This is a genomic window from Acetobacter sp. AAB5 (assembly GCF_050106715.1).
Lineage (GTDB): Bacteria > Pseudomonadota > Alphaproteobacteria > Acetobacterales > Acetobacteraceae > Acetobacter > Acetobacter oryzifermentans.
The window spans coordinates 79,173-93,582 of record NZ_JBNIEW010000006.1; the positions used below are offsets into that span (position 1 = coordinate 79,173).

A 14,410-nucleotide genomic window follows, 5' to 3' on the forward strand; every position below is an offset into this window, starting at 1 on the left:
TTGCTGGCGTTGGAAAACGGGATACCTCATTTTATTAAAAGGAATATCCCATGCAGAAAATCTTAACTTCTATGCTGCTTGGCGCGTCTTTAAGTGTGATGCCAGCATTGGCTATGGCGCAGGATAATAGTGGCACGCCGCCTACAGCAGAGGGCGCAGCTTCCCAGCAGGGGCAGCCTCCCTCAAAAGCGGCCGAAGGGCCGAATGGTGAACATGTTGATCCATCTAAAAAGCTATGGAGCAACCCACGCACGGTAGATGAGCAACCCGGTACGCAACCGCCTTCTAACGATGGCAAGCACCCGGCTCATCCGGTTAAGGAATACCATCCTCACCATAATCCGCATGGCAAGAAATACGGGGTGATGGAAAGCCCAAGTGAGACAATCCCCGGTAACAATCAGCCGTCTTCTACGCATCTTCTGGAAAATCACGCCCCGCAATAATGCAATGAAGATTACCTGTTCTGTGAGGCATACGGTCTGGCAGGATAGGACCGTTGCGGCCAGTGCACAGCTTGGTTGGCTGTTTGCATCTGGGCGCAGCGTACAAAATCGGCTAACCTTCCCACCCATGTGATGGCGCGGCAGGGCTGAGCAAAAAGCAGCTTCAATATCTTGAAGGCGTCATCCCCGCCCATGTTTGCTCAGGCAGTTTCGTTATGCGGAACTGTAGGGCACGTGGGCATAGGCATGTTTTTAAGGTGATGTTGTTCCTGCTGCATCGGCCTTGTTGGATTCTGAAAGGGTGACGTCATGCTGGTGGAAGAGGCCAAGGGCAAACAGGCGGACGGTTCTAATACGCCGCATTATGATCTTCGGCAGATCGATTGTGATCCCAATTTCTGGTACCCTGTGGCGTGGTCGCACAAGGTGCGCCCCGGCAAAACATTTGCCGCGCGTTATGCTGGCCACCCCATTGCACTTATTCGCCCTGAATATGGGCCTGTTTATGCGCTGGAAGACCGTTGCGCACATCGGCAGGTGCCGCTGAGCAAGGGCGTTGTGGATGATAAGGGTTGCGTAAAATGCTGCTACCACGGTTGGGCATTTGACCGCGCAGGTAAGTGTGTAACCGTACCTTACCTGAACAAGGAAGGGGTAGGCCGTCCGGTTAAGTCTTACCCTTGCCGTGAAAAAAGCGGCCTGATCTTTATCTTCCCCGGTGATCCGGCTTTGGCTGATAAAGTGCCCGTGCCAGACGTGGCGCAGGTGGGGAACCCGGAATACAAAACCCGCATGTTCAGCCCGCGGCTGAAATGCCACTACACCTTTATGCATGAAAACCTGATGGACATGAACCATCAGTTCCTGCATCGGCGGCAGATGGGCTCTATCACGGCGCGTTTCTTGGGGCAGGATAAGGGTGATGATTTCCTGGAAGCACGCTACAGCTTTGCCCGTAAAGGTGGGAATCAGCCGCTGGCTGAAGCCCTGATTTTTGGCAAGCATCATGACTACGAAGACCGGGAGCAGCCGGTTGAAGAAGTTGTGTCCATCCGCACTACCTATCCATACCAGACACTTCAGATTCACGATAAGGATGGCGATCTGATTATGGATTTGTGGACATCCTATGTGCCGCTGGGTGAAACACAGCAGGTTACGCAGGCGTTTGGTCTGCTTTCTGTTAAAAAACCCAAATGGAACTTCCTGCTCAATCTGGCATGGCCTGCGCTGGGTATTTTCACACATCGCATCTTTGAAGAAGACCGCGAAATTGTGGAAATGGAGCAGAACGCATGGCGTGAACTGGGCGGAGATCACAACGTTGAAGTGTTCCCTGTTGTAAAGTCACTTCGTGCTCTGCTGGCGCGTAGTGGTGTGCCTAACAAATACGCCCATCCAGTAGAAACAGTCTCCAAGGCAGAAGACGCAGCCTGAAAAGAGCGTTTTTTATCTTGTCCGGGCGCAAAAAAACGGCCATAAGGGCCGCGCTCGGTCAAGGCCGGGAGCATAACGCACGCGAGGAAAACACCATCTGGTGCTCTGCCTGTCCGGCAGGGTAACGCCTCGCGGAGGAATAACCAGAAAGGTAGGAATACGCTTATGGCGATGCCTGATTTTACCCTTCGTCAGCTTCTGGAAGCTGGTGTTCACTTTGGTCACCACACCCGTCGCTGGAACCCGCGCATGGCGCCGTACCTGTTCGGTGTGCGCAACCAGGTTCATATCATTGATCTGCAGCAGACCGTTGGCCTGCTTGATCGTGCTCTGCAGGCTATCCGCAACACCGTTGCTGGTGGTGGCCGCGTTCTGTTTGTTGGCACCAAGCGTGCTGCGCAGGATCCGATTGCAGAAGCTGCTCGCCGCTGCGGTCAGTACTACGTCAACCACCGCTGGCTCGGCGGTATGCTGACAAACTGGAAGACCATTCAGGGTTCCATCAAGCGCCTGCGTGGCATTGAAGAAACGCTGGACGGCGCAACCGCTGGTCTGACCAAGAAAGAAATTCTGGACATGACTCGCCAGCGCGACAAGCTGGAACGCTCCTTGGGCGGGATCAAGGAAATGGGTGGCCTGCCGGACATCCTGTTCGTGATCGACACCAACAAGGAAAAGCTGGCCATTGAAGAAGCCAACAAGCTGGGTATCCCGGTTGTGGCTATTCTGGACAGCAACTCCGATCCGCGTGGTGTTACCTTCCCGATTCCGGGTAACGATGATGCCATCCGCGCTATCGGCCTGTATTGCGATCTGGTTTCTTCCGCTGTTCTGGACGGTATTTCCGCAGAACTGGGCGCTTCCGGTCAGGATATCGGCGCTGCTGAAGAACTGCCTGTTGAGCCTGCTCTGGAAGCCGCTCCGGCAGCTGCTGCTCCTGCAGCAGAAACACCGGCACCAGCACCGGCTGCAAGCTAACGGAATACACAAACAGCCCGGTTATCATGCCGGGCTGTTTTTTCCTGCATGAATGCCTGCATTGGCAGGCCATGGAATATTCCGGTTCGCGCCCCTATGTGGGCGCGTTCGGGTTTTTCAAGGAGTATAGAATTATGGCGGCAATTACGGCTGCACTGGTCAAGGAACTGCGCGAAAAAACCGGCGCAGGCATGATGGACTGCAAAAAAGCACTGAACGAAGCCAACGGTGATATCGAAGCCGCTATTGATTGGCTGCGTACTAAGGGCCTTGCTGCTGCGGCAAAAAAATCTGGCCGTGTTGCTGCTGAAGGTCTGGTAGGCGTTGCCTCTGCAGACAAAGTGGCTGCCATGGTTGAAGTGAACGCTGAAACCGACTTTGTAGCCCGTAACGAATCCTTCCAGAACTTTGTGGAATCCGTTGCTAAAGTTGCGCTTAAGGTTGGTGAAGATCTGGAAGCCATTAAGGCTGCCACGTTGGAAACCGGTCGTACCGTTGCTGATGAACTGACACATCTGGTTGCAACCATCGGTGAAAACATGACCCTGCGCCGGGCACGTGTGTTTACTGTGCCGTCTGGCGTGGTTGCTACCTATGTTCACGGTGCCCTGCGCCCCGGTCTGGGCAAGATTGGCGTTCTGGCTGCTGTTGAAGCCCCAACCGCTGATGAAGCCATCGAGCAGCTTGGCCGTCAGGTTGGCATGCACGTTGCTGCCACACGTCCTTCCGCTCTGGATGTTACCAGCCTTGATCCGGCAGAAGTTGAACGTGAACGCGCAGTGCTGATTGAACAGTCCCGCGCTTCCGGCAAGCCAGAAGCTATCATCGAAAAGATGGTCGAAGGCCGCATCCGTAAGTTCTACGAAGAAGTTGTGCTTCTGGAACAGGTATGGGTGCATGATGGTGAAACCCGCGTGAAAGACGTGCTGAAGAAAGCTGGCGTTAAGCTGGTTGGCTTTGATCGCTTCCAGCTGGGTGAAGGCATCGAAAAAGAAGAAGATGACTTTGCTGCTGAAGTCGCCAAGGTTGCTGGCGTCTAAGGTCGAGCTTTTTGAGTGATGGACAAGGGCGGGACTTCCTATGAAAAGGAGGCTCCCGCCCTTGTGCTTTTTGCAGGTGTGCAGGGTGAAACCAGCGCACGCATACATGTTCTAACAGAAGATTACGGCCCTCTGCGGGGTATAGCCTATGGCGGTGCCAGTAAAGCGGGCCGCGCCCTATGGCAGCCGGGCAATGTGGTTAAAACCAGCTTTCATAAACGCAGCGCCGCAGCACCATTACAAATTTCTGGCGAACTACTTTACGCCTGTGCAGCACGATTGCTGGATGCTCCGTTAGCGCTAGGCATGGTGCAATCCGTGTGTGTGTTGGCGGATGTTACGTTGCCAGAAGCTGATCCTTGCCCATTCCTTTTTGCAGAAACAGTGCGTTTACTTACCTTTTTGGGGTATGATCCTGTTGTTGCAGAACGGGAGGGTATGCCTCACGTAGTGCGGTGGGAAATGGCACTGCTGGCAACTTTAGGTTTTGGGCTGGATCTTTCCGCTTGTGCGGTTACCGGCAGCACAGAAAATCTGCATTATGTCTCACCACGCACGGGGCGCGCAGTTAGCGAGGAAGGTGCAGGAGAGTGGAAAGATCGGCTTTTGCCACTTCCGTCTTTTTTGCGAGATACAGAACAAACCGGTCATGCGGCAGATTGGTTGGAAGGTTTACGCTTAACAGGCCATTTTCTGGCGCGCGATGCCTTTGGCCAGCGCCATTTACCCTTACCCGCAGCACGCCAACGGCTATATGATCGGCTGGAAATGCGTGTTCTGGCAGACCAAACACCTATAACCGAGTAGCGCAAGACTGGCACAACCGATACGAGGGCTGTATGTCTTGTTTTTAATGGATCATGCACAGCTTTCCAGGGATGGCAGATGAGCGAAACCGCAGGACATATTGAGGAAACAAAACTGGCAGAGGCGCTTAGTGAGCGTTATCTGGCCTATGCGCTTTCCACCATCATGTCCCGCTCTTTGCCGGATGTGCGGGATGGGCTTAAGCCGGTGCATCGGCGCTTGGTTTATGCCATGCATCAGCTCCGGCTAGATCCGGCTTCCGGTTTTAAAAAATGCGCCCGCGTGGTGGGTGATGTTATCGGTAAGTTTCACCCCCATGGTGATGCCTCTGTTTACGAAGCACTGGTGCGGCTGGCGCAGGATTTTGCCGCACGTTACCCGCTGGTAGAAGGGCAGGGGAATTTTGGTTCTGTTGATGGTGATAACCCGGCCGCCATGCGGTACACGGAAGCTCGCCTGACAGAAGTTGCCGTGGCCCTGTTGGACGGCATTGAAGATGATGCAGTAGATTTTCGCCCCACCTATGATGGTGAGGAACAGGAACCCGTTGTTCTTCCATCGGCTTTTCCCAACCTGCTTGCCAATGGCGCGGCAGGCATTGCTGTGGGTATGGCTACCAGTATTCCGCCCCATAATGCAGCAGAAGTTTGCGCTGCTGCTGCTTTGTTGGTGCGCAAACCCTCTGCCACTACGCAGGAGCTGCTAGAGCTTATGCCGGGGCCGGATTTTCCCACCGGTGGTCTGATTGTGGAAGATTCGGATGCTATTTTGCAGGCGTACGAAACAGGCCGAGGCAGCTTTAGAATGCGCGCGCGGTGGGAGGTCGAACAGGGCCGTTTTAGCACGTGGCATATTGTGGTTACGCAAATTCCGTATCAGGTGCAGAAATCTCGCCTGATTGAGCAGATTGCTGATTTGCTGGACCAGAAAAAACTGCCTCTGCTAGGGGATATCCGTGATGAAAGTACGGATGAAATTCGTCTGATTCTGGAGCCCAAAACACGCGGTATAGAACCAGAAGTGCTGATGGAAACATTGTTCCGCGCCACACCTCTGGAAAGTCGCTTTGGCCTGAACATGAATGTGCTGGGGGCAGATCGTTCACCCGGTGTAATGGGGCTTAAGCAGGTTATTCAGGCATGGTTGAACCACCGGCATGAAGTGCTGGAACGCCGAAGCCGCCATAGACTGACAGCGGTGGAACGGCGGCTGGAAATTCTTTCGGGTTTCCTTGCTGTTTATCTTAACCTGGATGAGGTTATCCGCATTATTCGGGAAGAGGATGATGCTAAGGCCAGTCTGATAGCCACATTCAAGCTAACAGATTTGCAAGCAGAATCCGTGCTCAACATGCGGCTGCGGAGTTTGCGGCGCCTTGAGGAAATGGAAATCCGCAAGGAGCATGATGCGCTTTCTGCCGAGCAGGCAGCATTGATGGCATTGCTTGATAGTGAAAAACAGCGCTGGAAAACGATCGAGCGCGAATTAACGGGCATGATCAAAGCTTTCGGGAAAGGTCGTTTGGGTGAGCGTAGAAGCACTATTCTTTCTGCGCCCAAGCCTGTTGATATTTCCGTGGTGGAAGAAGTTGAGCGCGAACCGCTCACCATGATCCTTTCCCAAAAAGGATGGGTGCGTGCGGTTAAAGGCCACAATGTTGATCTGGAAAATCAGAAGTTTAAGGAAGGGGATGCTCTCAAGCTGGCTATTCCTTGCCAGACATCAGATAGGCTCTGCTTCTTTGCAACAGATGGGCGAGCCTATACCGTAAAAGGGGCCGATCTGCCGCGAGGCCGCGGGGATGGGCAGCCTATCCGCCTGTTGATTGACCTTTCCAACGATGAAGACCTTCTGGCTGTTTTCCCGATAGAAGATGGCAAACGCCGTTTGGTGGCCTCAAGCGCTGGGCGTGGCATGTTGGTGGAAGAAGAAGCCTTGGTGGCGGAAAAACGCTCGGGCCGACAGGTGCTGAACCTGAAGGAAGGCGAATTTGCCCGCATATGTGTACCCGCAGAAGGGGACCATGTTGCTGTTGTGGGGGATAACCGGCGGTTCTTGATTTTCCCATTGGAACAGTTGCCCGTAATGGCGCGCGGCCTTGGTGTGGCTTTGCAGAAATACTCGGATGGAGGAGGGTTGCGCCAAGCTGTGGTGTTTACCGCCGCAGATGGGCTGCACTGGCCGGGCACTGCGCGCGTGCGCCAGTTTGCTGATCTGCAAGATTGGGTTAGCCGCCGTGCGGCTGTTGGCAAAGTTGCGCCACCTTGGGCGGGTAAAAAGCCTTAAGCGCTGCCACTTAGAACAGAGGGCCTTCCGGAAACGGATGGGCCCTTTCTGTTTGGGGGGGGGAGTTTAGGTCCAACTTCTGCCATGTGCCATTGCGCAAAATTTCTGCGGGCTGAAAGCGTTCTTTGTAAGCCATTTTAGGGCTGCCCGGCACCCAATACCCCAGATACAGGTATGGTAATTCCATCTGCATGGCTAATTCTGCCAAGGAAAGAATGGCAAAACTACCGAGAGAACGTTGAGGGCAATCAGGCTCATAAAAGCTGTAAACAGCAGAAAGCCCATCTTCCAGAACATCAATCAAGCTGGCGGCCATTAAGGTGGCATCTGGCGCACGAAATTCGACAAGTCGCGTATCTACAGGCGTTTCTTCCACCATAATCCGGTAATCATGCATGGACATGCCCGCCATTTCACCATCGGAATGGCGGCTGTCCAGATACCTGCGGAAGAGCGTGTATTGTTCGTCTGTAGCGGTAGGGGGCAGGAGGCTGCGAATAAGATCAGCATTCCGCCGGACTGCGCGTTTTTGTGTGCGATGAGGCGTCAGGTTTCTGACAGGCAAACGAATAGGGATGCAGGCAGAGCAACCATCGCAAATAGGTGCGTAAGCCAAGGTATGGCTCCGCCTGAAACCGGCATGGGAAAGGCGGCTGTGCAGGAAGTTGGCATCCGGAGTTGCAAGATCCACCAGTATTTTACGCTCAATACGATTGGGCAGATACGGACAGGCACCGGGGGGTGCGGTGTAGAAAAAATGCGGCCTGTCTTGCGATGACGTCATGGGGAGAAATTATCCCGCAACAAAATTATGGGCCAGAAAACTCTGGCCCATATGCCGTGATATTGACTGGCAACTTATTGGCCGAAAGATGCCCGGATACGTTCTGCGGCTTCAATAGCAAAATACGTTAAAATGCCATTGGCACCCGCGCGGCGGAAGGCCAGAAGGCTTTCCATAACGGCACGTTCATGGTCTAGCCAGCCATTGCGGATGGCAGCCATCAGCATCGCATATTCACCAGATACCTGATAGGCAAAGGTGGGTACGTGGAATTCATCTTTCACACGGCGGATAATATCCAGATACGGCAGGCCGGGTTTGACCATCACCATATCTGCGCCTTCAGCAATGTCCATTTCTACTTCACGCAGGGCTTCATCGCTGTTGGCAGGGTCCATCTGATAGGTTTTTTTATCACCTTTCAGCATACCGCCAGACCCCAGGGCATCACGGAACGGGCCGTAAAATGCGCTGGCGTATTTAGCTGCGTAGGACATAATCCGGGTGTTAATCAGCCCGTTGCCATCCAGATCACGCCGAATAGCCTCAATCCGGCCATCCATCATGTCTGATGGGGCAATAATGTCTACACCGGCAGCAGCCTGATTTACGGCTTGCTGGGAAAGAATGGTTACGGATGGATCATTCACCACGTAGCCATTTTCAATCAGGCCATCGTGGCCGTGGCTGGTGTAGGGGTCCAGTGCTACGTCACCAATCAGCCCGACGTTTGGAAATTCTTTTTTAAGCAGGCGGGCGGCCCGGCACATCAGGTTATCCGGGTTTGTGGCTTCCGTGCCTTTTTCATCCCGCGCTTCTGTGGGCGTAATGGGGAAAAGGGCCAAAGCCGGAATGCCCAGCTTTGCAGCGGGCTCAACATGTGCGGCCAGCTTATCCAGCGTTACACGGTGTACGCCGGGCATGGAGGACACCTCGGTAACCGTGTTGGTGCCTTCCATAAAAAAGATAGGCCAGATGAGGTTGTTGATGCCCAACGTATTTTCAGCAACCAAGCGGCGCGTGAAATCATCAATCCGGTTGCGCCGGGGGCGAGCCAGAGGAAAACGGCCAGCCATCATGGGCAGGATCTCCTTGCTGCTGCCTGCGGGCGTGGCGGGGTACTTAAAAGAACCCCAACCACGGCGGGCGGGACAGACGGGTGAATGCTGCCCAGAAGTATGCGCGCCTGTGCGCTTTATGCAACCCTGTCTGGCGGAATGCTGGGTCGCGCTAATGCGCTATGGTAACGGCCATAGGTCAGGTAAATCACCATCCCGATGGCCAGCCATACGACCAGCCGTATCCATGTCAGTCCATCCAGCGAGACCATGACCGTGCCGCAGGAGAGAATACCCAGAATGGGAATAATGTCTCCGCCGGGAACCCGAAAAGCACGTGGATGATCAGGTGCCTTGCGGCGTAGGATCATCACGCCAGCGCATACCAGAATAAAAGCCAGAAGCGTGCCGATGGATGTCATGTGCCCCAGCTCAGAAATGGGCAAAAACGCGCTCAGCAGGCAGATGATAATCATGAAAAAGACGTTGGACATCCAAGGTGTCTGATATTTTGGATGTGTGGCGCTGAACATGGGGGGCAGCAGACCATCGCGGGACATGGCAAAAAACACGCGGCTCTGGCCTAAAAGCATACCCATGAGCACGGATGTAAACCCGCAAATAATGCCAATTTTGATAGCAAGTTGCAGCCATGTATAGGGCGTGCGGTTAATGGCTGTGGCTACCGGGGCGGCATCTCCCAGCATGTCTTTGTAATTGACCAGACCGGTCATCACAAAAGAGAAGCAAACATAAGCCAACGCGCAAATGAGCAAGCTGCCCAAAATACCAATGGGCATATCACGCGCCGGGTTTTTGGTTTCCTGCGCTGTGGTGGAAACGGCATCAAACCCCACATAGGCAAAAAAGATGGTGCCCGCAGCGCGCATGATGCCAGACCAGCCATACTGCCCAAAGGTGCCCGTATTTTGTGGGATAAAGGGATGATAATTGGCCGGGTTGATGTAGTGGATGCCAAAGCCAATAAACGCCGTAATCACCAATAGTTTGATGACCACCACAACGGCGTTCACCATAGCGGATTGCGAGATCCCGCGAATAAGGATCCATGAAACCAGGCAGGTAATAAAAACTGCGGGCAAGTTCATTAGCCCCGAAACCATGCTGCCATCGGGCATCTGCACGGTTTCAAAGGGGGAAGCCGTAAGCCGTGGGGGCAGCACGATCCCCCACGAATCCAATAATGACACCACATACCGAGACCAACTAACCGCAACAGTGGCCGCGCCCACGGCATATTCCAGCACCAGATCCCAACCAATAATCCATGCCATCATTTCGCCTAGCGTGACATACGCATAGGTATAGGCACTTCCCGCAATGGGGATCATGCTGGCCAGTTCGCTGTAGCAGAGCCCAGCAAAGCCACAGGCAATGGCCGCAATAAAAAAGGAAAGAACCACAGCAGGTCCGGCATTTTCAGAAGCGGCAATGCCGGTAAGAGAAAATAGTCCAGCCCCAATTGTGGCGCCAACACCCAATGCCACAAGGCTTCCCGGCCCCAGAACACGCTTAAGCCCCGGTGCTGCCTGTAGCTTGTCTAGCGGCAAACATCGCGTAAATGCCGATGTTACAGAGGGGGCAGACTTCTGCTCCATATATTTTTCTCCTGTCCGGGCCGCACGGAAAGCGGTAAGAAGCCTCCAACGGTCTTTTTTCTATAAACAGGCCAGCAGCACATCCTGGCAAGATGTGTTTCTAACGTAACAAACGGACACCGCCTGCCGCCCGGCAAATATGCTGGTGAACATATTGTCTGATTTTGAGGGAACACCTGAATGAGCCACACGGATCTGGATCGCTTTTTCCATGCGTCTCTAGCCCAGACTGATCCGGATGTTGCAGCCGCCATTGAAGGCGAGCTGAAGCGTCAGCAGGAAGGCATTGAACTGATAGCCAGTGAGAACATGGCGTCTGAAGCTGTGCTTCAGGCTCAGGGCAGCGTGCTAACCAACAAATATGCAGAAGGTTATCCCGGCCGCCGCTATTACGGTGGCTGTGTGGAAGTGGATAAGGTTGAAAACCTTGCCATCGACCGCGTGAAAACCCTGTTTGGTGCCGCATTTGCCAACGTGCAGCCGCATTCTGGCGCCAACGCCAACCAGGCGGCCTTTATGGCTATGGGCAAACCGGGTGACACGGTGCTGGGCATGAGCCTTGCTGCTGGTGGCCATCTTACCCACGGTGCAGCCCCCAACTATTCCGGCAAATGGTTTAATTCCGTGCAGTACGGCGTGCGTCAGCAGGACGGCATGCTGGATTACGAGGAAATGGAACGGCTGGCGCGTGAGCATAAACCATCCATCATTGTGGCTGGTGGCTCTGCATATCCGCGTATTATTGATTTTGCCCGCTTCCGCCGCATTGCGGATGAAGTTGGTGCACTTCTTATGGTGGATATGGCGCATTTTGCTGGTTTGGTGGCTGCTGGCCTGTATCCGAACCCGCTGGAATACGCGCATATTGTAACCTCCACCACGCATAAAACCCTGCGTGGCCCACGTGGCGGCCTGATCCTGACCAATGACGAAGCATTGGCTAAAAAGATCAACTCTGCTGTGTTCCCTGGTTTGCAGGGCGGCCCGCTGATGCATGTTATTGCCGGTAAGGCCGTGGCGTTTGGTGAAGCCCTCCGTCCGGAATTTAAGGAATACCAGAAAGCGGTGCAGAAAAACGCAGCCGTTCTGGCCGAAGTTCTGGTGGAACGTGGGTTTGATATCGTAACAGGTGGCACGGATTCACACCTGCTTCTGGTTGATCTGCGCCCCAAAAAGGTAACAGGCAAAGCTGCGGAACAGGCTCTGGAACGCGCTGGTATTACAGCCAACAAAAACGCCATTCCGTTTGATCCGGAAAAGCCCGCCATCACTTCCGGTGTGCGTTTGGGCAGCCCGGCGGCAACGGCTCGCGGTTTCCGTGAAGAAGAGTTCCGCCAGATTGGTGAAATGATTGACGAAGTTCTGACAGCTCTGGCCGCTTCTGGCGGTGAGGGGAACAGCGAAGTTGAAAACGCTGTGCATGAACGCGTTAAGGCTCTGTGCGCTAAATTTCCTATCTATAGCCGCGCATAATAACTTCGCCTTTTAGGGTATCAGAACGGGCATGTAGGCTTAGGCTTGCATGTCCGTTTTGTTATTAAGGCGCTTGGCAAGCCTTACGGCTGTATGCCCCCGGCGTGGGCGCAAATTGGGCATAACCAAGATGCAGTTATTATAGGGCGTGCGAATTTCATCTTGCCCATCAAAAGCAATAACAGTGCCCGCCTTTCGGATAACGCTGCCACTTACAAACGGCTGCACAAAAACAAAGCGAGATGTCAGCGCCCGTACGCAGTCTGTCACCACAGCTTGCCGTACAGGTTCTGAAGGTGATGCGAATGTTGGAGCGGAAGGGAGAGTGCCGGTTTGTGCCAGAAACAGGCGCGTGCTGAGCAACGCTTGCTGTGCGGCATCTTTTTGCCAGTGTTGCCCCGCTTCCAATAGGCAAGCGCGCGTATATGAATGTGGCGTATTAAAGCGGGTATAATCAATCAGCCTTAATCCATCCTCATGCCCACCATCCTGAACAACGGCAGGTGGGTTGGATTGCGCGCCAGATACGCAGTAGGCAAGGTCTCGGCTGTTTTCCGCCATGCTGCACAGGAAAAGGGGTTGTGCTGGCCAGAGCATGGTGTGGATATCTAAAAGAATATCTACCGTTTCCAGCACAGGCAGCACTTCGCGTACGCGTTGCATTTCTACAGATGTGTGCGCCGAGGCAATTAACTCCGGCTGCCATAACCGGTTCATATCTTCTTCTACAAAGCGGGATAAGGTGGGGCGTGCGGGGTTAAAGGTTTTATAAGCAGCCAGATTAAGAAAAATCAGGCTTAATCGCCCATGTAACGGGCGTAATGGCAGCATAAGAAGCTGTTGCAGGGCATAGGCCCCAGCGTATTCGTTGCCATGCATAAGGGCTGTAACAGCCACATGGGGGCCGGGGCGGCGGCTTTCAAAATGATGCACACCTTGAATACCGCAGTTTCCCGCAATCCACGGGCTGATGTCTGGCGGTGGATATTCAATACACACAGCAGGCAAGGCGGGGGGAGAAGGCGGCAGCAAGGCAGAAACAGCCCGAAAACGAAATGCGCTATCGGGCCGCACATGCCGCTTGGATGCACAACTCATAACCCGCTCTCCAGATATCTAGTGGGAGAAGGTATTTCGGCGTGTATGGGGGAATGAAAAAAGGAACAGCACCGCATGGGCAAAAGTATGCGGTGGGTTGTGCGGGGCTGCAATCCCTGCTTTGTCTCAACTTTCTTCTTATTTTCAGGTGACGGACAGTACGAGTGACATCTTCTCTTCATCCTCTCCATCACTTGTGGCGTCTGTTTCCTGTAGCCCAGAGGCGGCGTTTATTGGCCAAGGCCACTGCTTTGCTCGCCCCTAAAGCGGTTAGCCCCACGCCTGTTGCTGATGCAAACGTGATTATTGGAGGAGAGCTTGGCCGGGGTTCTGGCTTGGGTGAAGGGGCCAGATTGCTTCTGCGTGGTCTTCTTTCTCAAGGGGTAAAGGCAGAAGGTATAGAAGCAGGCCTGCTGCAATCGCAGGGGAAGGCAGGGCTGGATTCTGTTTTTGCAGATCCAAAAGCGGCTTTGGTGCTGCATGTAAATGCGCCACAAACGCCAACAGCCCTTTTGCGTTTGGGCCGCAAACATGTGCTCGGGCGGCGCATTGTAGGTTATTGGGTGTGGGAACTGCCGGTTGTCTCCCCAGAATGGCATGCAGGTGTACCGTGCGTGCATGAAATCTGGACTCCCTCGCGCTTTAGCGCACGGGCGCTGGAACCTCTTATGCCCGGCCGGGTCAAGGTTGTGCCGTACCCATTGGCGTGTGTGCCCCCGCAGCCTTCTAAACTAGACCGTCAGGCTTTTGGGTGGCCCAAGGATGCTGTGGTGGTGCTGGTTTCCTTTAGCCTTGCGTCCAGCTTTGAACGTAAGAACCCTTTGGCCGCTATAGCGGCATTTCGGCAGGCATTTGGAGACAGAAAAGACCGCCTGTTGGTCATGAAAATATCTGGCGCGGATCATTATGCAGCAGATATGCAACGCCTGAAGGACGCTGCGGGCGGCGCACAGAATATCCGTTTTGAAAACCGTATGCTGCCAATGCCAGATGTGTACGCCATGACACAGCAAGCTGATATTGTGCTTTCCCTGCACCGGAGCGAAGGGTTTGGGCTGGTGCCCGCAGAAGCCATGCTGCTGGAACGTCCTGTTATAGCCACAGATTGGTCTGCCACAGCAGAATTTCTGACATCAGACTGTGGTTGGCCAATTTCTTACAAACTTGTAACAGCTACAGATACGCGGGGCGTGTATCAGGTGCCTCAAGCTGTGTGGGCAGAGGCAGATATTGGGTGTGCGGTGGAAGCATTACAAACTCTTGCAAATGATGCCAATAAGCGCCGCCAACTTGGGCAGGCTGCTGGTAAGGCAGCATTGCGGGCTTTTGGCCCCACCCCTTTACTGAACGCCGTAGCTGCGTTGCAGAAGTAGATTAGGAAAAG

Annotated in this window: 12 protein-coding genes; 8 read left to right on the plus strand and 4 right to left on the minus strand. The window is 54.0% G+C overall.

The window, feature by feature from the left end:
- Positions 1-50: 50 nt before the first annotated feature.
- The 6 genes from ACP7IZ_RS07765 (at position 51) to parC (ending at position 6,994) form a co-directional block, all read left to right on the plus strand.
- Positions 51-446, plus strand: coding sequence for a hypothetical protein (locus ACP7IZ_RS07765; protein WP_426848598.1), 396 nt, complete (start codon positions 51-53; stop codon positions 444-446).
- 309 nt (positions 447-755) lie between these two features.
- On the plus strand, positions 756-1,883 hold the full coding sequence (locus ACP7IZ_RS07770; RefSeq protein WP_063354443.1) for an aromatic ring-hydroxylating oxygenase subunit alpha: 1,128 nt from the start codon (positions 756-758) through the stop codon (positions 1,881-1,883).
- 165 nt (positions 1,884-2,048) lie between these two features.
- Entirely contained in the window at positions 2,049-2,861 is an 813-nt protein-coding gene (gene rpsB / locus ACP7IZ_RS07775) for a 30S ribosomal protein S2 (protein WP_426848599.1), read from the plus strand.
- Positions 2,862-2,995: 134 nt separating this feature from the next.
- Positions 2,996-3,901, plus strand: a complete 906-nt coding sequence (tsf, locus tag ACP7IZ_RS07780) for a translation elongation factor Ts (protein ID WP_426848601.1) — start codon at positions 2,996-2,998, stop codon at positions 3,899-3,901.
- Between the two features lie 18 nt (positions 3,902-3,919).
- On the plus strand, positions 3,920-4,708 hold the full coding sequence (recO, locus tag ACP7IZ_RS07785; protein ID WP_426848657.1) for a DNA repair protein RecO: 789 nt from the start codon (positions 3,920-3,922) through the stop codon (positions 4,706-4,708).
- A 78-nt stretch (positions 4,709-4,786) separates the two neighbouring features.
- The gene (gene parC / locus ACP7IZ_RS07790) at positions 4,787-6,994 is read left to right on the plus strand and encodes a DNA topoisomerase IV subunit A (protein WP_426848602.1); all 2,208 of its coding nucleotides are present in this window, start codon (positions 4,787-4,789) and stop codon (positions 6,992-6,994) included.
- Positions 6,995-7,004: 10 nt separating this feature from the next.
- Here the strand turns inward: parC and ACP7IZ_RS07795 are convergent, their stop codons facing one another.
- From ACP7IZ_RS07795 to ACP7IZ_RS07805, 3 genes are all read right to left on the minus strand, one after another.
- Complete coding sequence (locus ACP7IZ_RS07795; protein ID WP_426848603.1) at positions 7,005-7,778, minus strand: arginyltransferase; 774 nt, start codon at positions 7,776-7,778, stop codon at positions 7,005-7,007.
- Between the two features lie 74 nt (positions 7,779-7,852).
- Positions 7,853-8,857: a porphobilinogen synthase gene (hemB, locus tag ACP7IZ_RS07800; RefSeq protein ID WP_006117461.1), complete on the minus strand. Its 1,005-nt coding sequence runs from the start codon at positions 8,855-8,857 to the stop codon at positions 7,853-7,855.
- Between the two features lie 116 nt (positions 8,858-8,973).
- On the minus strand, positions 8,974-10,455 hold the full coding sequence (locus tag ACP7IZ_RS07805; RefSeq protein ID WP_426848604.1) for an amino acid permease: 1,482 nt from the start codon (positions 10,453-10,455) through the stop codon (positions 8,974-8,976).
- 180 nt (positions 10,456-10,635) lie between these two features.
- Here ACP7IZ_RS07805 and glyA point away from each other — a divergent pair, with 180 nt between their 5' ends.
- Positions 10,636-11,928 (plus strand): serine hydroxymethyltransferase, encoded by a 1,293-nt coding sequence (glyA, locus tag ACP7IZ_RS07810; protein ID WP_006117459.1) that lies wholly within the window; start codon positions 10,636-10,638, stop codon positions 11,926-11,928.
- A gap of 39 nt (positions 11,929-11,967) precedes the next feature.
- Here the strand turns inward: glyA and ACP7IZ_RS07815 are convergent, their stop codons facing one another.
- Positions 11,968-13,026 carry a peptidase M14 gene (locus tag ACP7IZ_RS07815; protein WP_426848605.1) on the minus strand — a complete coding sequence of 353 codons (1,059 nt, stop codon included), beginning with the start codon at positions 13,024-13,026 and terminating at the stop codon, positions 11,968-11,970.
- A 164-nt stretch (positions 13,027-13,190) separates the two neighbouring features.
- Between ACP7IZ_RS07815 and ACP7IZ_RS07820 the strand changes: the two genes are divergently transcribed.
- Positions 13,191-14,399: a glycosyltransferase family 4 protein gene (locus tag ACP7IZ_RS07820; protein WP_426848606.1), complete on the plus strand. Its 1,209-nt coding sequence runs from the start codon at positions 13,191-13,193 to the stop codon at positions 14,397-14,399.
- Positions 14,400-14,410: the final 11 nt, after the last annotated feature.